The sequence below is a fragment of the candidate division KSB1 bacterium genome (assembly GCA_022566355.1).
Lineage (GTDB): Bacteria > Zhuqueibacterota > JdFR-76 > JdFR-76 > DREG01 > JADFJB01.
In genome coordinates this window covers 1-20,060 of sequence record JADFJB010000058.1, presented here as the reverse complement: position 1 = coordinate 20,060, position 20,060 = coordinate 1, and the positions used below count along the sequence as shown (strand labels likewise).

Here is a 20,060-nt window from a genome sequence, read left to right as displayed (position 1 = left end):
TATTATTATTTTTCAAAGGCTTCCAGACTCTTAATTCAAAAATTTATATTAATGCCATTGCTAAAATATTAAAAAATTGCATGCCTAATTGGTATCAGTTAGTTCCACTATTACTTCTTGGAACCAGGCGGACACACCACAAACCGCTGTGCAAATCAGAAAAGAAGATATTTCCTTTATAAGGTTGAGGACCCCAAACCATAGGTGCGTTTGGAATCAATCCTTCTGAATGCATGGGCAGATACCAGGCTATTTCCCGGCCCTGGCGATAAAGGTCACCCATCAATTCACCGGAAATATCCACAACCCGTAAACCACCGTTGTAGAAAGCGGCATAAAGGATATCGTCTTCGATCCATAAGTTATGTGAACCAGCTTCAGGTACCTCATAGCGGGCAACTTCATCCGGGTTGCCTGGATCAGTAAAATCTACAAAGTGGATCCACCCGGCTGCTTTTGTCGGCTTCTTTTGCCTGATGTTTAATCCATAAGGGAACGATTCGTCTCCCGCCAGAACATAGAATTTATTGGTAGATTTGCTATGAAATGGAAAAGCTGCATGATTCCGACCAGAGGGATAGGCATAGCTGGCAAATTGAACCGGATTTTCCGGGGAACCACCTGCATAAAATGGGCTCTTAATCTCAGGCATTGGGGTCTCGACATATTTTTGGAATGTGCCGCCGGTTCCGCTGCCAACGTCTACCAATTGCAAACCATCCCCCCAGTTTGATGAATAGGCGATACCATCTTCGATCCAGACATCATGAATGGAGTGCCCAGGTGTGTTTAACTCAAAACGACTCACGCGTCGAGGATTCTTAGGATCTTTGATGCTGATTACATCGTACCTGCGTCCGTTATTGACTGCATATATATGTTCTTTGTAGACGAAAATATTATGGACGCCGCCGGTTAATTCATCACTATATTCTGAAAGAATTTTAACATCATGAGGATTGGAAACATCAAGAATAACCAATCCATTTTTGCGGTCAGATGCACCTTCCCGGCTGATTACACAAATCCTGCCATCTTCCGAAACTTTCACGTCGTTAACGGTTCGGGCATCTACGGTAATTGTGTCTATAATCGTCATATTAGATGGATCGGTCACATCCCAAAAATAGGCTTCACCATTGGATCCCCAGGTACCGGTCACGGCATAGTCTTTTCCGTCAACTCCTTCCCAGACCCAAAGGTCAGAAGTAAAAACCTCAGTCACAGGGCCGTGTCCTACTACTTCTATTTTTTGTTTTATATTACGTGGAGAAATGCTGACAGTTAATTGGCTGACATGGTTGCCGGATTTAGCTAGGATCGTATACAACCCGGGCGTTTCTGCCACAAAACGGCCATCTTGTGCAACCTGGCCCGTGGCTGCAGGTGCAAGATTATCCAGTGGTTTAGCAATCACGGAATAATGCACCGGGGCATCTTCGACGGTGTTGCCGTTTTTATCTGAAGCGATGGCTTCAAAGTGAAAGACGTCACCTGTTCGCGCTTCATTTTTATCACTTTTCAATTCCAGGTGGGTCACTGGATTCGGAATAACCTGAATATTCAATTTTTCTTCAATATTTTCAATTTTAGCAATTAATGAAACTTTGCCTTTCTTATGGGCTGTCAGGTTCAAAAATCCATCGAACGAAGCGACTTCCGGATTACTGCTGGTTATGGTAACGTCAACTTTTTCACGCTCGAGTTTTGCTTCATCAAAAACTTTAGTCTTATAGGCGACAGTAGTGTTGGCATATAATTTCGTTCTTGGATTAACAAATGTGATCTTTTCAAGAGGAGGGTAGGGTATTTCAATATTCATACGGCCCTGAACTCGTTCGTCTCGGGGAGCAACAGTTCTTGCAACTAGGGCAAAGCTGCCGGGTTTATGTGCAATCACTTTCGCAGTAAGTCGACCGCTTTCATCACTGCTTCTGGGTGTAACCTGAACGGATCTTCGACCCCGGGAAAAAACCAGAAATGGAATTTCCTGAACTTCGCCTTGTTCGTTAACTAATGTTATCTCTACTTCTGTTGTATCACCAACGTTGAGTGTTAAAGAATCAGGAATAAATTTAAATTTCATGTCTTCCTGTGACCACAGGGAAATGGGAAGAATGAATAGCACAATTGCCAGAACTGCGATAAAGCTTCGAAATTTCATACTACCTCCACATTTTACAATAATAAAATGAATAATACAGTAATAAAATATATAGGTATAAAAATGGGTGACAGAAACCTAAAAGTCAAGCAGAAATTTGGATTGCAAAAAATAAAGTATAGTGAAGGCAGATTCTGGATGCTGGATGCTGGAGGCTGGATTCTGGATTCTGGATTCTGGATTCTGGATGCATGATGCCGGATACCGGATATCAAGATTCCGGACTGAAGGGAATAAATCAGGTAGAGTATCCTTTTAATCATGGTTCAGACTAAAGTGTGGTGGGTATTAGGTATAAGTGTAATGTGTGTTAAGAAATAAAGAAGGCACGTTCACGGGCGTTGAAACAATGCAGCGATAACGTTGACGGTATTGTGAAAACTAGATTGGAGTTCCAATTTCCTGGTATTCTTTGTACTCAAGTGTGGCTTGTTTGCTGAGATCGGTGCGCGGGTAAACTTTACAGAATTTTCCAATCTTTACATTATCCGGAATGAAGGAATGTTTTCCAATTAAGCAGAGGTTATCCGGGTTTGCAGCTATATCCCCAAGAATACAGCTATTGCCAATTTCTACATCTTTATCAATGATACAATAATCTAATTGTGAACCATTCTTAATGTGAGTATCATGTAAAATAATGGAATTACGAATCACTGTGTCTGCACCGACAAAGACCCCGGGGGATATAATTGAATTTTCAACCGTACCCATAATTTTACAACCCTGGGCAAGCATCGAATTGCTGATTTCAGCCACTGAGGAAATAAAAGCCGGCGGACGATCCCCAACCCGTCCCTCTTCGTCAAAGTTCGTTGCGACGTCCCATTCTTTCAAATTCAACCCGGAGCTATCATGTAGAATATCCATATTGGTTTCCCAATAGGCTTTTACGGTTCCCACATCGCGCCAATACCCCTTAAATACGAAGCCAAAAGCGTTGTATCTTTCCACGAAGACCGGGATCAAATCATGGCCAAAATCATCGCCGGAAAGCTTTTGTAACTGTTCAATTAAAAAATTTGTCGAAAAAACATAAACGCCCATAGAAGCCAAATTACCCGGGGGATCTTTCGGTTTTTCAAACCACTGATCGATCTTTCCATTCGAATCCAGGGTTCCGATACCATACTGATGTGCTTCACCCAATGGTACATCGATCATGGCAACCGTCACATCTGCGTCCTTATCTTTATGATAATTTATGATCTCGCCATAATCCATTTTGTAAATATGATCGCCGGAAAGCAACAGGACATATTTTGATCCGAAATGTTGAATATGATCTAAATTTTGCCGTAAAGCGTCCGCCGTACCGCGGTACCAGTCCGAATCCTTTTTGCCGGTGCTGGGCGATAAAATGCTGATGCTCCGTGTTCTTCCGTTAAAATCCCAGGGAACACCGATACCAATATGTTCAACCAAAGAAAGGGGGCGATATTGAGGTAGAACGGCCACGTCATTAACACCTGAATTCATGACATTACTGAGTGTAAAATCGATAATCCGGTAAATTCCGCCAAACGGCACAGCCGGCTTGGCCCGCAGTTTGGATAATATACTCAATCGCTTACCGACCCCTCCCGCCAGGATCATTGCTAATGTTTGACTCATTCTATGGGTTCAATCCCTTTTCTCACCTTCTGATATGGCCTTTAATTCTTTCGGATTTGCTTCCAGGTTCGATTGGTTGCCAAATTCCAATCCTGATGAAATCGTTACATCTACATCGATAATCGAGTTGTTTAAAAATACATTATCGCCAATCTTACTGTCGAACATGATAATTGAGTTGTAAATTTCAGAGCCTTTACCCACAACCACTCCAGGTGAAAGAATACTATTCTCAACCTTTCCATGAATGATACATCCTTTACAAACCAAACTGTTTTTTACTCCTGAACCTTGTTTAAAAATTGCGGGTACCCGGCTATCAATTCCGCGGTGTTTTAAATTTGTGCGCACTTGCCAGAACTCGAGGTCGATGAAGCGGTTATACAAAACATCCATATTCGAGTGCCAATATTCCGAAAGTGTACGTGTATACGCCCAATAGCCTTTAAATTTGTAGCCATATATTTTATCAGATCTACCGGGATTGTTCACAAGTTTTGGGATAATATTCCGGCCAAATTCTATTGTTTCGGGAGATCGATCAACCGGGATAAACTCTTCCAGGCATTTGTAAAGAAATTTTGTGTTAAAAACGAAAACCGTCATGGAAGCCCAATTAAAAGACTTTTCTGCGGGCTTTTCATAATATTCCAGTACTTTGCCGCCAGTAATGCCATCTTCATTATCGATATCTGCAACACCAAAACGATAAGACTGACTGGGTTCATTGCGAATAAACCCGATGGTTAAATCCGCATTCTTTTTGACATGATAATCAATAATATCCTGGTAATTCATTTTGTAAATATGATCCCCGGATAAAATCAGCACCATCTCAGGATCAGCCATCTGAATAAAATTAAGGTTTTGGTTCACGGCGTCTACTGTGCCATCATACCAATCATTTTCTTTTTCACCAAGAAATGGCGGTAATAGAGTTAAGGATCTTTTTTTGCCCGACAAATCCCAGGAGCTGCCGTCCAGGATATGGTTGATCAGCGGCGATGAGCGGTATTGTGATAACAAACCGACGACCGAAACCCTGGAATGCATGAGATTACTAAGAGAAAAATCAATGATGCGATATACCCCGCCAAACGGAACGGCTGATTTGGGGCGATACTTGGTAAAGGGATGAAGCTCGTCTACCCGTCCGCCCGCCAATATTAACGCGACGACTCTATGCATGGATTAATTGGATTTAAGTGAATAAAAATTAAACCGAAATTGAAAATTTAATCTATTGGCAAAACACCATATACGCAAGACAAAACCGGGAGTTCCTTTGGAGATTTTATTGGGGGCTTGAAAACAACGAAGCAAAAAGCATTAACTTTTTGAGTGAAACAAATGAATTTGATTGTGTGCTTTATGGCTGATTTTTAGTGAGAGGGTTAAAGTATTGGGTTGCCATCTCAGGATGCATGGTGTAAAACTCACTGTGGTTCCTGCGGATGTTTGGGATGTACACATTCATAACAATGCCAATTCGGACACATTAATTTTGCCAAATAAATAAAACCTTGCTGGTGGCAGGCAGACAGTGCAGAAGTGATTTCTTTGGATTTGTTTTTGAATACCTGTTTGTCCATTTTGCGGGTGAGTTCATTGCTTTGGTTTTTTGGCGCTATGAGGTAGGTTTGTTTGACTAGCGAAGAGAGTTCATAAAGCTTCGCCTGGTTAGATCCTGACTTTATTTTAATGAGGATATTAATGCTTTAAATATTTTGCTGTTAATTCTTCCATGGTTGAATAATTCTTTCAGCTTCTTCTCAGCATCTTCTGTACCAATCACACCTTCACGTTTGGCCTTGATGATTTGTCCGGCTATGCCCGATATTTTCAGACCTGCATTCTGTGCAATTTGTCTTCCAATAGTTTCTTCGATTAGGAGAGGAAATTTTAATTGATAGGCTAGGGTTATTGCCTCCATCTCTCCTTGATCTAAACGGAGAATATCTGGTAAGTCAGCAATTCTATTACATTTTGTAACTTTTATAAAACCTTTAATCCCAAATGCTTCCAAATACGCTCGCCTGATTGAAATTGGTTTTGACACAGCTCTTCAAGAACAGAAGGTGGTACTAAAATCTCATCATATTAACGGCGGATGAAATCGAATCCTTCAATAAGTTTCTCAAGAGAAGTAATCGGCCCTGTATCACTTACAATTATTCGTTTCATTCTTACTATGCATTCAATTCTATTTCAATATTATCTTCGGAATCATTTAGAATTGAATACCCAAATCGAGGAAGTAACTCTTCAAATTCTCTCCGGCCAATAGATAGGATTTGCCCGGCTTCCTTCGCGGAAATTTTGCCAATGTTATAAAGTGAAACAACCAGCAATTCCCTAAGATACTGATCACCTATTCCTTTTAAGGGCTTAATGTCTGGCAACTCAATTGATAAAGTCATTTCGCAAAAACTCCCTATTTTCTTTCATCAACAAGATATATGGAAAAGGTAATCTAATCAATCATTTTGTTATCATTCATTATGGCTGGGGGGCGAATCTATTTCATGTTTGGGATGTATACATTCATAACAATGCCAATTCGGACACATTAATTTTGCCAAATAAATAAATCCTTGCTGGTGGCAGGCAGACAGTGCAGGGGTGATTTCTTTGGATTTGTTTTTGAATACCTGTTTGTCCATTTTGCGGGTAAGTTCATTGCTTTGGTTTTTTGGCGCTATGAGATAGGTTTGCTTGACGAGTGATAAGAGTTCATAATCTTCGGTTTCTTCCGCATAACCGGAGACAACCGGCAAGACCACATTAATCACAATTTCCCGTGCCTTGCTGGTACCGATCAATGTCAATGGTTTCTTAGAAGAAAACTCAGCTTCTTCAAAGCGAACATGATCCTGCCAAAATCCATAACCCGGTACAATAAATTGCCGCTGCAACTGGTTGAATATTTTTTGCGGCTTATTTTTTAAATCACGAAATATGGACAGAACCGGTTCCATAAATCCAGTTGACCGTTTAAGCAAAAGTAATCGGCAAAGACCCGCAAGGCGAACCGTCGGAAAATTGCTCGGTCGAAGCCGTAAAAATCGCCATTCGCTTTTATCCAGATTGGTCATGGAATATTGCTTTTTAAATTCAACCCAATGAGAACATAAACCATTCACAAATTTTCGGGTCGATTCGGGATAACTTTCTTTTTTTTCATTCGTCTGCTCCAAAAAACCGGCGGCCCCAAATAAAACACCCTGTAACTTTTCTAACATCGATTCATGATCGTTATGAGATAGCAAAGTCCAAATTTTATCCAGGCTTAACAACAGCGCCAACTTAAGAAACGGATTTTGATTCTTGCTATACCCCAGCGCTTCACATAATCCCTGGTAAAAAAGATCATTAAATTGAAAATAGGAACGTTCTTCCAAAAATCTTTGTTTTTTTTGATTTAGCCGCTCAAGTCCCCAAAATTCCAGACGCTGTAAGATTTTAGGGTTTTCTTTACCGCTAAGGAGACATATATCCGGCCAGCTTTTCGGCGGTTCCGCTTGTATTTTATCAACGCGAGCTCTCAACCTGGAAAGTGATTCATCCAGGAAATCACCGAGGATAAGTGTCTGAGGAATTCTACCGGATTCAGTCACCGCCGGTGTTGGTTTTGCAGGTTTTTGAAGGACTGCATGTAAGATTACATTATTATAGGCAGCATCATTCTGATGGTTATGATTAAACCAGTCACTAACCCGGATATGGATTTCAACATCCCCTTTGATTAACGATTCATTAAATTTTAGTATGGCGCCGAGAAAATCGGGGCCCGAATCCATATTCCATTTGCCGCGATGGATGATCTCGATGCGCCGGCCATCCATGGTCATCAGTTCTTTAAGTCTTAAATGAAGTCCATCCCAAATATGGTAAAGGAAATTTTCGCTTAAGTTGTCAAATGGTTGATCCAATATTACCCCCGAATCGTTTAATGGAAATTAGTACTTGTTCAAGTGCTGCGTTCTGCTGCCGGCACTCTTTGTAACAATTTAATCAAGCGGCGAGTTAATTCTAACGCAAGCGTTATTCCGATTAATAAACCGGCTATTACTCTAGGATGCGCTAATTGCATGCCTAAAAATACAACTATTGTAAACCTGGGGATCCGGCCAAGCATAGTGGCGAGAAGAAATTTAATTTTGGGATACCTTCGGGTTATTGCCATGATTCGAATGAAATCCAAAGGCAGGGGAATTGATGAGGCAACCATAATGCTGGTAAATGAAAATCGATCGAAATAACGCGCAAATTTTTGATATCTCCTGGATTCTGTTAAGCGGGCAACGCGATCAAATTTCATGATGAAATCCACAATGTTATATTCAAACAAAGCGGATATTGTAGCGCCAATGGTACCAACCAACACGATTAGCCACAGTGAGTAATCATGTGAAATGTACAGAATTATTGGGTAGGTTGGGATGGGTATTAAATTACAGGAGATACTCATTATAAGGAAAAAACTGAAAAGCTCATGCTGCTCTCTTGGCAAAAGCTGAAAATAGTAAACCAGGTAGCTAAAAAATGCCAGCCCCAAAAAAATAATTATTTTTAGATAGTTTAACTTTTTCTTTGATTCAATACTTAACCTGGAAAACTCTGGTTCCGGCTGTCTGGGAGAATAATTCAGATCCAATCCTTTCAAATAATCTCATCAAATTCAATAATCAACAAAAGACGGGAATTTTAGACTTGTGTTGCCAATATAAAGATTCAAAATTAAAAAAGCAAATAGAATATAACAAAATATTAACAAAAATGTATGTTTGAAGCAAATCTTAAGCAATGTATGTTGGGTGAAATGCATTTTGGGAAAGTGCATAAATATTTTGGTTACATCAATATAATTCATACTTAACTTATTCCTCGAAAATATTAAGACAAGATTAACAAGATTCCCGGTAACTTACTTAAGTTTAACCTAATGTGCACATATGTGACCAGAGAAATGTCAGGAATTAGTCATATGTTTTCATTCGTCCTTGACAGGACTAATGGTTTTTTTTATTGGTATCAATGCCCACCAATAAATGCCTTTGCTACTTTGTGCCTTTGTCAATCTGTGAAATATTCAATTGGAAAACGAAAGAAAAATAATTTGAGATTCCATCATTTGGGTTTACCTGCCTTCTCCAACAATCCTTCAATCTTTTCAAGGTCTGGCAATTTCGCATCGGGTAATTCTTTGGCCAGTTCCAATGCAGTTCTCGCTAAAGAGGTATACAGTTCAATCAAACCGGGATGCTGTTTTTTAAGCAAATTGATATGATGAAGTACGGTTTTCGCATCCCCACGAGCTACAGGCCCGGTTAACGCCATAGCAAGACTCTGGTTCGAAATATTTTCGACGGCACTACTCATTAGTGGCAAAAGTATTTTTTTTGCTTCACTGCGCGGCAGTCCGATAGGTTCAAGTAAATCGGTTGCCATTTTCATCAAGGCAATCACATAATTCGAAGCGAGGATGCAGGCAAGATGATGATTGGATTTATGTTCCGGTTTCAATTCAAACCAATTGGCGCCCATTTTCTCAATTAATGTTTTCATAACCGGCAGCGCTTTTGTTTCACCCTCCAAAGCAAAATAACATTTACGAATACTCATAGCATCTTTGCTGGTTCCGGAAAACGTTTGTACAGGATGCATGGAAGCAAGGAGTGCGCCTTTCTCTTTCAATGGGGATAATTCGGTTGAGGAAAGTGCACCGCTGGTATGCACAGCAATAACACCCGATAAATCAATTGCACTTCCGAAGATTTCTTTGGCTACCGGGTTGATCTCATCGTCATTTACAGTAATAAATAAAATATCCATTGGCGGCCAATCACTCAATTGCCAGGTTAGCTTTACTTTAGGAAACATTCGCTGCATGGTAAATAGCAGTTTACGGTTATTGTCAACCAAAAGCACCAAATCGATTCCGGAGTTTGTTAAAGCTACTGCTAACGCCCGGCCTAACCGTCCACATCCTATGATCCCGCATTTCATTGGGTTATCCTTGCTTTTTGATTTTCGTTCTTGAAAGGGGTGTGATTACACATTACGATTTTCTACAGAATAGAGCTAGCTACAATGTTGGCGATTTGGCTTCTTAGTCGAACAACAGCCGATCCATGCTCGTCCTTGGGATGAACCCGGTTAGTTAATAAGATCACAATTGTTTCGGTTGCCGGGCTAATCCAGATCGATGTGCCGGTATAGCCGGTATGCCCAAATCCTCCCAGGGGAAAAAGATCGCCGCCATTGGATGAGTATTCTGATGAAATATCCCAGCCAAGGCCGCGACCCGCTTCCTTTGTCGCAGGGTATATTGAAGTCATCATTTCAACGCTCAATCGACTCAGGATGCGAACGCCATTATAGGTCCCACCATTCAGGAACATCTGTGCGAAAATGACCATATCATCCGCGTTGGAAAACAAACCGGCATTACCGGAAATACCGCCCAGAGTTCGAGCCAAAGGATCATGAACCGTTCCGCTAAGTGGCTTACCTTTAAAGAGTTCTGTCGGCACAATCAAATCGGAATAAGCCTTGATTAAATGATTTTGCGGATCAGGGGTGGTTTCATCGATCTGTTTTATAAATCCGGTGTGTTGTAATCCCAGTGGTTCAAAAATATGTTTTCTGCTAAACTGGGTAATATCCATGCTGCTGACTTGTTTGATAATCTTTGCCTGGGTAATAAAGCCAAGACAACTATAATGGAATTCGTCTCCAGGAGCATTGCTTTTATTAAGTGTACCCATAAAAGTAGCTGCAGAATCGATTGAACAAACATAGCCATACTTGATTTGCAGGCTGTCGGCATTATAATAGGGTGGCAGTCCGGAAGTGTGGGTCATCAGGTGATATAGCCGAGAACTGTTATTTGAGGCTCCATCGGTTGCACGATAAGCGGTAAAATCAGGAACAAACTCTGTTACATGGTCCTGCAAACGAATTTTACCGTTCTCAACCAGAATCATTATCGAAGTTGCCGTTGCCATGGGTTTAGTGATGGAAGCCAGATCGAATATCATTTCAGGCTTCATCTTCTTTTTGGTTGGCGTCAACTGGGCATACCCGTATGCTTTGCGAAGAACTACTTTACCCTTTCTTGCTACCAGCAGAACTGCGCCGGGAATATATCCTTCCTTTATCGCATGCTCTATGACCGGATCGGCTTTTTCCAACCTCTCCGCAGACATTTCGACTTCAGCAGGTTTGGCTACAGGCAACGATTGAGGTAGGGTATTCTTTGTTGAGAAAAAGAGAACGGCGGTTACTAAAAAGTAAAAGTATTTTTTAACCTTCATGATTTGATCCTTAGTGGTCTGTTTCATAAATTCCGTGACGTATTTTTAAATGGTGCAATAGAGCTAGTAGTAATTTTATTTATTTCAATTACCCCTCCTTATTTTTAAGGAGGGGGTAGAGGAGGTTTAATAATATTGATAAATACAATTTTAATAGGTTACAATAATTATGTTTTTACATACTTTACTTGGTGAAAGTAACCTGCTTGACCTGATCGTTTTAGAACTTAACTCAGTTATAATTTTTTTAATGTGATTTACTTTATTGATAAAATCTTATTTGTGATTTCGAATTTGTTTCGGAATTAGTGTTTCAAAAATCTGATTTTCCAAACTGATTGATTTTATTACAATCTGAATAGTCATCTAAGAATGCTAATTAATTATTTTTTAAATACACCAACGTTGCTCCCCAGCCGCCAAGTTCGGCCGGTGCATCGCGAAAAGATTGAACTTGCGAATGTTTTTCCAATTCTCGCAAAACGGTCCATTTTAATTTACTTTTTCCTTTTCCATGAATGATTCGAAGCGTTAGCAGGTTTAACCTCTGTGCATTGTGAATGAATTCATGTAACATCTCCGGGATTTGCTCTGGAAAAAATCCATGTAAATCCAATACATCCGTTACAATTATCGCATCGGGAAGATCCGGTTCAGCTTCATCTAATTTTTGTATCGGCGGATAATATTTTTTCTTTTGCCAGATCGTCTGCCAAAAACCCATTTTTGTTTACCTTGGTAAGATACGACCATAATTTCTTTTAGCTTTTCATTAAAAGCAATACTTTTTATTCAGATTAATGGCAATTTCAATTGTTAAAATTTGAAATATAATATTGTTATTAGCTGCTTTTTATTATACATTAATGCCCAAATTTTTGTAAATGGTCTAAACTGAATTAGCTTTGAGGTAACTATTTCATATCATTGCTACCCTCTTTTTCAAACTTAAAAAATCCACTATTAATACGATTGAATATTGACTATATATATGATTGGGAGGAAGAATGAAATTAACCGATCAAGCTATCAAGGAACAACTTGCCCAACTAGAGGGCTGGTCGTTGGAAGGTAAACAAATTTGGAAGCGATTCGAATGTAAGAATTTTCTTAGTGCTGTCGAGTTTGTTAATCGATTGGCAAAAGAAGCGGAAGACATTAATCACCATCCGGATATTCTGATCAGTAATTGGAATCGCGTGACAATACACCTGACCACCCACAGCCAGGGGGAGCTGACTGAAATTGATTTTCAACTGGCAAAGAAAATTGATAAAGTTTTTGATACCATTACATAGGACTCCTTTTTTCCCAAATTTGATTTTAATCAAACCGTTGCATAATTATTTTATTGAGTTGTAGTCTTACAATACAGAGGTTGTTTGAAATGAGTTGGGAAACCGTTAAAACGGTTAGATTCTTTTAGGATTTGCTTCTTCCCACGAATGAATTCGTGGGCTTCACCATTATAAGCCTTTGTTAATTATTAAGATAGAAGCCCACAACTTTAGTTGTGGGTGTGAAATGAATTCTATAATTAATTAGGTAACCATTTCAATGGTTTTTTTCATTGAAATCCTGTTTTCACACAGTCTCTACAACTTGGGGTTTTGTGTGATAAAACCTTATGAGAATTTATCATAAGGCAGAATGTTGCAGAACTGATCCAAACAGATAGTAAAAGGGTCATCCTAATTGCTAACGAAGGATCTCTAGAATGTAATAAACTCAATAAAAACAATAGATTATTCCCCAGCCTAGGCAGGATCAGAATGATGGATAATAGATTTGAACTGGTTTAAATTTGTTTTTTAGAATTTGAATTTTATTTGTCATTTGTTTATTGTTATTTGAAAATTCTTATAGAGCCAATATGCCTCATGCTTTTGTAAAAACTCAACTTTTAGTTTCGGAATTAATTCAAAAACTCAAGGAAGAGACTTTAATTGTAGAAGATATTGTCATTAAGGTTTACAAGGGATATATTCATACAATCACAGAGGATGCTTTACTTCCTTGTCTGGTCATAGAACCCTTTTATAAACAAAAATTTTATATTCAACTTTGCCAAAAAAATCTCTCCAAAATTCTTTTACGAATCGATCCCATGGCAAATGTTAATAAAACGGCTGGTGTTCGTTTAAGCCTGGCTTTTTTGGCTAGAACAATCGCAGCATTTGATCCGGATGCGGCAATTGAAACCGGCAATTTGAAATCTTATTTTGATTTTTTCAGCGCTGAGGCAACCCAACAATCTACGGCTTTGCAATATTTAAGGGGGAAGCTTGGCTCTTATTTACGGGCAGCGGAACGGAGAACGAAAGCCACACAATACACCTTATCCCTGGATGGAAAGACGCCACCATTTGAATGGTCTGAAATATTCCAAAACTCAAACCCCGTGGAAATCGAAATTGGCTCCGGGAAAGGAAAATTTATTTTGAATGAAGCGGAAACCAATCCGGGGAAGAACTTCCTGGCTATTGAATGGTCGCCAAGATATCTCAAATCCATTAAGGAACGAATCCCAAGTTTAAACCTTAATAACTTCAGATTATTGCAAGCGGATGCCCGCCTAATTTTGGCGGAGTGGATCCCCATAGATACCATAACGAAATTCCATATTTATTACCCGGATCCATGGTGGAAGAAGAAGCATGAAAAGCACAAAATATTTACTCAAATGTTTTTAAAAAACCTGGAAAATACCCTGATCAAAGATGGCGTTTTAGCGTTAGCTACCGATGTTGAGGAGCTTCTATTTACAGCAAAAGACAGGGTCCGGGATTTTACCCGGTTAAATTTCATTCATGAGAAAATTTACAAACCAGGAGGATCACCTCCGCCGGGTCGGTCGAATTTCGAAATTAAAAAATGGCAGGAAGGAAGTCAAATTTTTGAAGCCAGTTGGCAGAAGAGCGATTCATGAATTGGCCGTTTTTAACAGATCCAGGGTTAAAGTTTTCAGGTCAATTTAAAAGCAAGCCGGAAGATTTTATTGTGGAAGAAATTCCGCTTTATTTACCCGTCGGCAGCGGTGAGCACCTCTATCTGTTTATAGAAAAGACCGGCATCACAACGGATCAATTAATTCAGCGGGTGATGAAACACCTGCAAATTTCGATCAAACGCATCGGTTACGCTGGGAAAAAAGACAAGATCGGAATCACTCGCCAGTGGATTTCTATATCAAATGTGAAAAAGGCTGAAGTTGAAAAACTACAAGTTCCCGGTATAAAAATCATCAAAATGGAATTCCACAAAAACAAACTTCGCCTCGGACATTTGCACGGTAACCGGTTTCAGATTATCATTCGAAACGTACCAGGAAATAGTGAAACAATAACCATCACGATTTTAACCAGGTTGGCAACGATAGGAATACCAAATTATTTTGGGCATCAAAGATTCGGAATGCACGGAGATAATGCTTTGATTGGGTCTGCAATTTTACAAAGCAATTGGAAAGAAGCCTTTTTACTTATTCTTGGTATAAATTCCCCAATCGAGGAAGACAATTGTTTTCCGGATGACATGCTTCACAAAATGATGAATTCAAATATTTCCAACAATTCCCGATCTGCAGCACAGGTTTTGTTGAAGTATAAAGATAATCTTGAGGAAGCCGGGAAAAGGATGCCAAAGCATATTACACTATTTTACCTGAATGCTTTACAATCTTATTGGTTCAATGCTTCTTTGGTTCGAAGGCTTCCTGATATCAATAAAATTTGGCGAGGTGATTTGGCCTATCTTCACAAAAATGGCGCCGTATTCAAAGTTGAAGATGAATCAGCCGAACAGCGCCGGGTGGACAAATTTGAAATCAGCCCTTCCGGTCCGTTATGGGGCCATAAAATGATTTTACCAAATGAACGAGAATTATTGCTTGAAAAGGAAGTACTGCAGGAAGTGGGAGTAGAACCCGTACAGTTAAACCATTCCATGCAAAGATTAAGATTGGAGGGACAAAGAAGGAGCTACCGAGTGCCATTAATGAACTATTCCTTTAAACAGGAAAATACGGATCTATTTTTGAAGTTTGATTTACCCAGTGGAAGTTATGCAACTTCTGTTGTAAGAGAATTAATGAAAGACAATTTTCCGGAAATAGAAGTAATAAAGCCAAAATTTGAATCCAAAACGATGGAGATTGCATGAGTTCAAATAACTATAAAAGTAAACCCATGAGTAATTCCAAGGTCGAAATGACGGAAATGGTTCTTCCCGGAGATACCAATTCCCAGGGAAATATCTTTGGCGGCAAGGTGATGCAGCTTATAGACATTGCTGCAAGTGTGGCTGCTTTACGCCATTGCCGAAAACCGGTAAATACGGTTAACATCGACCAACTTGATTTTAAAAAACCCATAAAAATGGGACACATTGTAGTTCTTTATGCGCAAGTGGAATATGTCGGAATAACATCCATGGAGATTGGCGTTGAGGTTTTTTCCGAAAATCCACTAACCGGTGAAAGGATAAAAACAACGGTGGCGCACCTGGTGTTCGTTGCCCTCGATGAGAATGGAAAACCCACGAAGGTTGAGCAGGTTGTCCCTGAATCTGACGATGAAAAGAGACGCTACCAGGAAGCCAAACAGAGACGCGAAGCTCGTAGGAAACAAATCTTGAATAAAGGGGCTGTTTGAAATCAATAGACATGGATTAACGCGGATAGTCAGGGATCAAAAAAACATAATTTACCTTCCTGAAGGACGTATTCAAAAACCCTAAATAAATAGCATGTCCTTATAGAAATGGTTTTGTCTCATTCATCATTTCAGTAGCGTTATACAATTTCTTAATCCAATATGTTGGTGTGTTTATATCAATTTTATCACTTACCAAATATGTGATTTCAAAAGTGTAATAGTTGAATAAAATTGTTTTGCCTGCATTTTTATTGAGATTGGCACAAAGTATAAAAAATTAACTAAAGGTTTATAATTATTTTCCGATAACCTAAATAAGACCCGAAAAGGGTCAATTTTGAAATCAAAAACACTCTATTTATTTAAGGAGTTCCAGAATGCACATCGGATTAACTGATGGCGGTGTTTCACTGAATCTATACTCTCACCTTTCTAAAGTTAGTAAAATTGTTTTAGATGCCACCGATGAAAATATACCAACAATTAAAGAAACACGCCCCAACCTGACATTTGATGTTACCCCATCCCAAGTAAAGCAATTCAAAAATGGAATAATTGCAAAGAAAAAATCAGTCGATGAGAAAATTTTGAAGAATGAAGAAAAAACTAACGATAAGCTAAATACAGAACAAAGGAATTTAAAAATTTATAATGAGAGTGGGCGGGCTACTGGGTTGGTAATAAATCAAGGGGCTAAAATTAATGTAATTGCCTAAAATTCTAATTTCCCAAATACTTAAATTACTCCAATTATTTATATTAACCTGTATTATTCATTGAGCTGTTCAAGGTCGCAAACAAATAGTAAACTTTGCTGTAAAAACAAAGCCTTCTGGTTTAATAACATGACAGCTTTGAAGGCTTTTAACGCTTAAATTTTTGCATTGTGAATTAACCAGATTAAATAAATTTAAATTTTTTAAATCTGCAATACTGGATTAGACCTTCCATAAATCTCAGTCATTTCCGCCAATTTCTTAGTATATTTTCGACTCAGTTGACCTGGTTTTAGTCTCCATGTCCAATTTCCGGAAGCTCTGCCCGGATAGTTCATCCTTGCTTCACTACCTAAACCTAGAACATCCTGTATGGGATAAATGGCAACGTCTGCAGTGGAAGCACAAGCCAGACGCATTAAATCCCACGAAATATTTTTGGGTTTCTTGCCAAGATGTCGGATACAATATTCTCGTTCCTTTTCGGAAATGGTTTTAAACCAGCCATGAGTCGTGTCATTGTCATGAGTGCCGGAATAAACCACACACGCTGTGTTATAATTATGTGGTAAATCACGATTAGAGGCGTCGCCTGAAAATGCGAATTGCAGAATTTTCATGCCAGGAAATCCATACCGATCGCGTAATGCAGTAACTTCAGGAGTAATTACACCGAGATCTTCGGCAATGATCGGGATTTGTGGTAACGCTTCCATCAGTTTATCAAAAAAAACGTGGCCGGGTCCTTTTACCCATCTACCATTGATTGCAGTTTCCTCACCGTATGCAACTTCCCAGTACGCTTCAAATCCTCTGAAATGATCAATCCGGATCACATCTACATATTGAAGAGTTGTTCGCACCCGTTCAATCCACCAGCGAAATCCATTTTTCTCCATAACATCCCATTTATATATAGGATTTCCCCACAACTGACCGGTTTCGCTAAAATAATCAGGCGGGACGCCCGCAACCACAAGCAGATTGCCCTCATCATCCAAACAAAATTTATCCTGGTTTGCCCACAGGTCCGCGCTATCATGAGAAACATAAATTGGAATATCGCCTAAAATTCGAATGCCCTGTTGGTTGGCATAGTTTTTCAAATTGGTCCATTGTTTAAAAAATTGATATTGGAAAAATTTCTGAGCCTGGATTTCATGCTTAAGTTGATTTCTCATTTCAGCTAAAGAATCTGCATCCCGTAATTTCAATTCTACAGGCCATTCACACCATGCTCTTTTGTCAAATTGATTTTTTATAGCCATAAAAAGTGCGAATTCAGCCAACCATATATCGTCATAGGTACTACAAAAATGGGCAAATCCTTCAATATCACTTTCTAATGCGATTTCGGAAAAGCGGTTGAATGCTTCCTCCAACAATGGCATTTTCCACTCGATAACGGATTTAAAATCGACACAATCTTCCAAAAATTCCGGAGACTTTTTGAGATCATTCGGCGAAATATATCCTGATTTGGCCAGACTTTTTAAATCAATTAACAAAGGATTTCCTGCGAAAACAGAAGTGACCTGGTATGGAGAGTCACCGTAGCTTGTCGGACCCAGGGGTAAAATTTGCCAAACAGATTGTTTTGATTCTAAAAGAAAATCAATCCAATGATAAGCAGAATCACCAATTTCGCCGATGCCATATTCGCCAGGAAGGGAGGTTGGATGTAATAATAGTCCACTGGATCTTTGGAGTTCCATCATGATACTTCTTCAAATAATTAACAATATATGATGGCTATAAACTATTTGAAAATTTCGAAAATGCTAAAATTATTATATTGATATACTGGATATTAAAAAGAATGATGAAAGAGTTTAAGAGAGAGTCGTTATTACGGTTTTCTAGGTTAATAACCAAAATCTTTTGCGTACTTATCAATCCATTCAAATGTGGCTTCTTCTAAGGAAAGTGTGCGAGTTCCGGCTTCTAAAATATTATTTCTATATTCCTCAATATGGCAGATTTGCTCTACCATTCGAACACGGAATTCTGTTTCTTTATCGTTGAATTTCACCCCCACATTAAAATGGTTGTCGTTCTCTTGACACCAAACGACTACACTATCTGCTGCAAAGGGTGGTTTAATGGTGGGGATCCTGATCATAAGTTCCAAACCATCATCAATAAAATTGTTCGATTGAAAACAAAGACCCCCAGCGCTAACATTTGACAGATTTTCTTTCTTGGGATCTACAAAACCTTTTATTTCGTATTCAATCGGAATACTTGATGGATGGCGTATATATTCTCTCATTACAATCACTTTTTTTTGAAAATCAAAAACAGTAAATGATTTTCATTAATACTTTATTATCGATTCGTTTGAGAATAATCTTGACGATTGGGAAAATAAATATTTATAAAAGAGGTTTTAAGTGTGACTAAATAAATCTGAAACATTCACCCAGAGGTCATCGAGAACGCAAAGGTTAAATAAGTAAACAGCTCGGCAAAGTTTTACATAAGAACTTTAGGCCCCTAGAAAATTAAACCACATCATCTTCGACTACACCGATAAATAGGTGCTTCTTTGTACTAATTTGTTCTACTGTTTTATGAGTAGAGGATTTTTTAACCACTACAACACCAAACAGGATAATCGCCGTGGCAATTGCTACTCTCCAGTCCAGGCGTTCATCCAGAATCAACCACCCCAAAATAACAGCTACGATCGGGTTGATAAATGCATACATGGATACTATAGACGAAGGAAGCTTATTTAAAGCGTAAACAAAAGAACCGTAACCAACGATAGAGCCGAAGATTATTAAATATACTAAGGACAAAACTCCCTGGGAAGTGAAAGTTAGCTTACTGAGTTCGTCGTTAATAATGCCTATAAAAATTAAGATTGTTCCTGCGATGAGCATCTGAAAAGCTGAGGACATAAGCGGTTTGGCGCTTACTTTTCGATGTTTTGAATAGACTGACCCCGCAGCCCAGGATATTGCTGCGAACGCAATCGCCCCAATACCAACCAGGTATTCACGATTTATAGCGCTATGCAAATCCGGCCAAAGTAAAATCAAGAGACCACTGAACCCTATCACCAAACCGGTAATTTTTTGCAGGGATAAACTTTCACCTCTCGGTAGCATGGCCTCGATCCCCACCATCCAGAATGGCAGTGTTGATACGATCAAAGCCGCTAATCCGCTTGGCACCCATTGTTCAGCCCAAACCACAATTCCATTCGCTACCACCAAAAGTGCAATTGATATCATAATGATGATTCGCCAATCATTTTTTGACGGCATTGCATGACCAAAAACCCGCAGAATTGGAATGAAGATTAGCCCGGCAACAAAAAATCGAATTCCGGCAAACAGGGCCGGGGGCATAACTTCTACACCAATCCTGATAGCGAGATAGGTTGTACCCCAAAAGAAGCAAACAGCTGCTAACGCTAAGTATGCTTTTATAGTTTCTTGCCTGTTCATAATGTTTCTAAGTATATAAAAACATAATTACTGTAACGTATTAAAATTGTACTTATCAATATTATTAAACCTCCCCTACCCCCTCCTTAAACAAGGAGGGGAAATTCCTCCCCTTGATAAGGGGAGGTTAGGAG

At 39.2% G+C, this 20,060-nt stretch carries 18 protein-coding genes; 5 read left to right on the top strand and 13 right to left on the bottom strand.

Annotated elements, in window-relative coordinates:
• Positions 1-94: 94 nt before the first annotated feature.
• From IIC38_11540 to IIC38_11495, 10 genes are all read right to left on the bottom strand, one after another.
• Complete coding sequence (locus tag IIC38_11540; GenBank protein ID MCH8126583.1) at positions 95-2,164, bottom strand: hypothetical protein; 2,070 nt, start codon at positions 2,162-2,164, stop codon at positions 95-97.
• A 381-nt stretch (positions 2,165-2,545) separates the two neighbouring features.
• Positions 2,546-3,778 (bottom strand): NTP transferase domain-containing protein, encoded by a 1,233-nt coding sequence (locus IIC38_11535; GenBank protein ID MCH8126582.1) that lies wholly within the window; start codon positions 3,776-3,778, stop codon positions 2,546-2,548.
• A gap of 9 nt (positions 3,779-3,787) precedes the next feature.
• Positions 3,788-4,966, bottom strand: coding sequence for a glucose-1-phosphate adenylyltransferase (locus IIC38_11530; GenBank protein ID MCH8126581.1), 1,179 nt, complete (start codon positions 4,964-4,966; stop codon positions 3,788-3,790).
• A 505-nt stretch (positions 4,967-5,471) separates the two neighbouring features.
• On the bottom strand, positions 5,472-5,804 hold the full coding sequence (locus tag IIC38_11525) for a hypothetical protein (protein ID MCH8126580.1): 333 nt from the start codon (positions 5,802-5,804) through the stop codon (positions 5,472-5,474).
• A 163-nt stretch (positions 5,805-5,967) separates the two neighbouring features.
• Complete coding sequence (locus IIC38_11520; GenBank protein ID MCH8126579.1) at positions 5,968-6,198, bottom strand: UPF0175 family protein; 231 nt, start codon at positions 6,196-6,198, stop codon at positions 5,968-5,970.
• A gap of 72 nt (positions 6,199-6,270) precedes the next feature.
• Entirely contained in the window at positions 6,271-7,710 is a 1,440-nt protein-coding gene (locus IIC38_11515) for a DUF2851 family protein (GenBank protein MCH8126578.1), read from the bottom strand.
• A gap of 38 nt (positions 7,711-7,748) precedes the next feature.
• Positions 7,749-8,444 carry a VTT domain-containing protein gene (locus tag IIC38_11510; GenBank protein MCH8126577.1) on the bottom strand — a complete coding sequence of 232 codons (696 nt, stop codon included), beginning with the start codon at positions 8,442-8,444 and terminating at the stop codon, positions 7,749-7,751.
• Between the two features lie 464 nt (positions 8,445-8,908).
• A complete protein-coding gene (locus IIC38_11505; GenBank protein MCH8126576.1) occupies positions 8,909-9,787 on the bottom strand; it encodes a DUF2520 domain-containing protein in 879 nt (292 codons plus the stop codon).
• A 62-nt stretch (positions 9,788-9,849) separates the two neighbouring features.
• Positions 9,850-11,097, bottom strand: a complete 1,248-nt coding sequence (locus IIC38_11500) for a serine hydrolase (protein ID MCH8126575.1) — start codon at positions 11,095-11,097, stop codon at positions 9,850-9,852.
• Positions 11,098-11,476: 379 nt separating this feature from the next.
• The gene (locus IIC38_11495; protein MCH8126574.1) at positions 11,477-11,821 is read right to left on the bottom strand and encodes a Smr/MutS family protein; all 345 of its coding nucleotides are present in this window, start codon (positions 11,819-11,821) and stop codon (positions 11,477-11,479) included.
• A 283-nt stretch (positions 11,822-12,104) separates the two neighbouring features.
• Between IIC38_11495 and IIC38_11490 the strand changes: the two genes are divergently transcribed.
• The 5 genes from IIC38_11490 to IIC38_11470 all read left to right on the top strand — a co-directional run bounded on the left by IIC38_11490 (position 12,105) and on the right by IIC38_11470 (position 16,468).
• The gene (locus IIC38_11490; protein ID MCH8126573.1) at positions 12,105-12,395 is read left to right on the top strand and encodes a 4a-hydroxytetrahydrobiopterin dehydratase; all 291 of its coding nucleotides are present in this window, start codon (positions 12,105-12,107) and stop codon (positions 12,393-12,395) included.
• A 575-nt stretch (positions 12,396-12,970) separates the two neighbouring features.
• Positions 12,971-14,026 (top strand): tRNA (guanosine(46)-N7)-methyltransferase TrmB, encoded by a 1,056-nt coding sequence (gene trmB, locus IIC38_11485; protein ID MCH8126572.1) that lies wholly within the window; start codon positions 12,971-12,973, stop codon positions 14,024-14,026.
• A complete protein-coding gene (gene truD / locus IIC38_11480) occupies positions 14,023-15,258 on the top strand; it encodes a tRNA pseudouridine(13) synthase TruD (protein MCH8126571.1) in 1,236 nt (411 codons plus the stop codon). Before trmB ends, truD begins: the two co-directional genes overlap by 4 nt.
• Entirely contained in the window at positions 15,255-15,749 is a 495-nt protein-coding gene (locus IIC38_11475; protein MCH8126570.1) for an acyl-CoA thioesterase, read from the top strand. The genes truD and IIC38_11475 overlap by 4 nt, the downstream gene beginning before the upstream one ends.
• A 380-nt stretch (positions 15,750-16,129) precedes the next feature.
• Entirely contained in the window at positions 16,130-16,468 is a 339-nt protein-coding gene (locus IIC38_11470) for a hypothetical protein (protein ID MCH8126569.1), read from the top strand.
• Positions 16,469-16,671: 203 nt separating this feature from the next.
• On the opposite strand, the gene malQ is transcribed toward IIC38_11470, so the two are convergent.
• The 3 genes from malQ to IIC38_11455 all read right to left on the bottom strand — a co-directional run bounded on the left by malQ (position 16,672) and on the right by IIC38_11455 (position 19,926).
• Complete coding sequence (gene malQ / locus IIC38_11465) at positions 16,672-18,183, bottom strand: 4-alpha-glucanotransferase (GenBank protein ID MCH8126568.1); 1,512 nt, start codon at positions 18,181-18,183, stop codon at positions 16,672-16,674.
• Positions 18,184-18,332: 149 nt separating this feature from the next.
• Positions 18,333-18,740 carry a PilZ domain-containing protein gene (locus IIC38_11460; protein ID MCH8126567.1) on the bottom strand — a complete coding sequence of 136 codons (408 nt, stop codon included), beginning with the start codon at positions 18,738-18,740 and terminating at the stop codon, positions 18,333-18,335.
• Positions 18,741-18,972: 232 nt separating this feature from the next.
• Positions 18,973-19,926 (bottom strand): EamA family transporter, encoded by a 954-nt coding sequence (locus IIC38_11455; protein MCH8126566.1) that lies wholly within the window; start codon positions 19,924-19,926, stop codon positions 18,973-18,975.
• Positions 19,927-20,060 lie beyond the last annotated feature (134 nt).

What these genes read in the sequence shown, in the direction of transcription:
- IIC38_11540 (MCH8126583.1), bottom strand. Translation starts at nt 2,164, where the DNA reads ATGAAATTTCGAAGCTTTATCGCAGTTCTGGCAATTGTGCTATTCATT.
- IIC38_11535 (MCH8126582.1), bottom strand. Translation starts at nt 3,778, where the DNA reads ATGAGTCAAACATTAGCAATGATCCTGGCGGGAGGGGTCGGTAAGCGA.
- IIC38_11530 (MCH8126581.1), bottom strand. Translation starts at nt 4,966, where the DNA reads ATGCATAGAGTCGTCGCGTTAATATTGGCGGGCGGACGGGTAGACGAG.
- IIC38_11520 (MCH8126579.1), bottom strand. Translation starts at nt 6,198, where the DNA reads ATGACTTTATCAATTGAGTTGCCAGACATTAAGCCCTTAAAAGGAATA.
- IIC38_11505 (MCH8126576.1), bottom strand. Translation starts at nt 9,787, where the DNA reads ATGAAATGCGGGATCATAGGATGTGGACGGTTAGGCCGGGCGTTAGCA.
- IIC38_11500 (MCH8126575.1), bottom strand. Translation starts at nt 11,097, where the DNA reads ATGAAGGTTAAAAAATACTTTTACTTTTTAGTAACCGCCGTTCTCTTT.
- IIC38_11495 (MCH8126574.1), bottom strand. Translation starts at nt 11,821, where the DNA reads ATGGGTTTTTGGCAGACGATCTGGCAAAAGAAAAAATATTATCCGCCG.
- IIC38_11490 (MCH8126573.1), top strand. Translation starts at nt 12,105, where the DNA reads ATGAAATTAACCGATCAAGCTATCAAGGAACAACTTGCCCAACTAGAG.
- trmB (MCH8126572.1), top strand. Translation starts at nt 12,971, where the DNA reads ATGCCTCATGCTTTTGTAAAAACTCAACTTTTAGTTTCGGAATTAATT.
- truD (MCH8126571.1), top strand. Translation starts at nt 14,023, where the DNA reads ATGAATTGGCCGTTTTTAACAGATCCAGGGTTAAAGTTTTCAGGTCAA.
- IIC38_11475 (MCH8126570.1), top strand. Translation starts at nt 15,255, where the DNA reads ATGAGTTCAAATAACTATAAAAGTAAACCCATGAGTAATTCCAAGGTC.
- IIC38_11470 (MCH8126569.1), top strand. Translation starts at nt 16,130, where the DNA reads ATGCACATCGGATTAACTGATGGCGGTGTTTCACTGAATCTATACTCT.
- malQ (MCH8126568.1), bottom strand. Translation starts at nt 18,183, where the DNA reads ATGGAACTCCAAAGATCCAGTGGACTATTATTACATCCAACCTCCCTT.
- IIC38_11460 (MCH8126567.1), bottom strand. Translation starts at nt 18,740, where the DNA reads ATGAGAGAATATATACGCCATCCATCAAGTATTCCGATTGAATACGAA.
- IIC38_11455 (MCH8126566.1), bottom strand. Translation starts at nt 19,926, where the DNA reads ATGAACAGGCAAGAAACTATAAAAGCATACTTAGCGTTAGCAGCTGTT.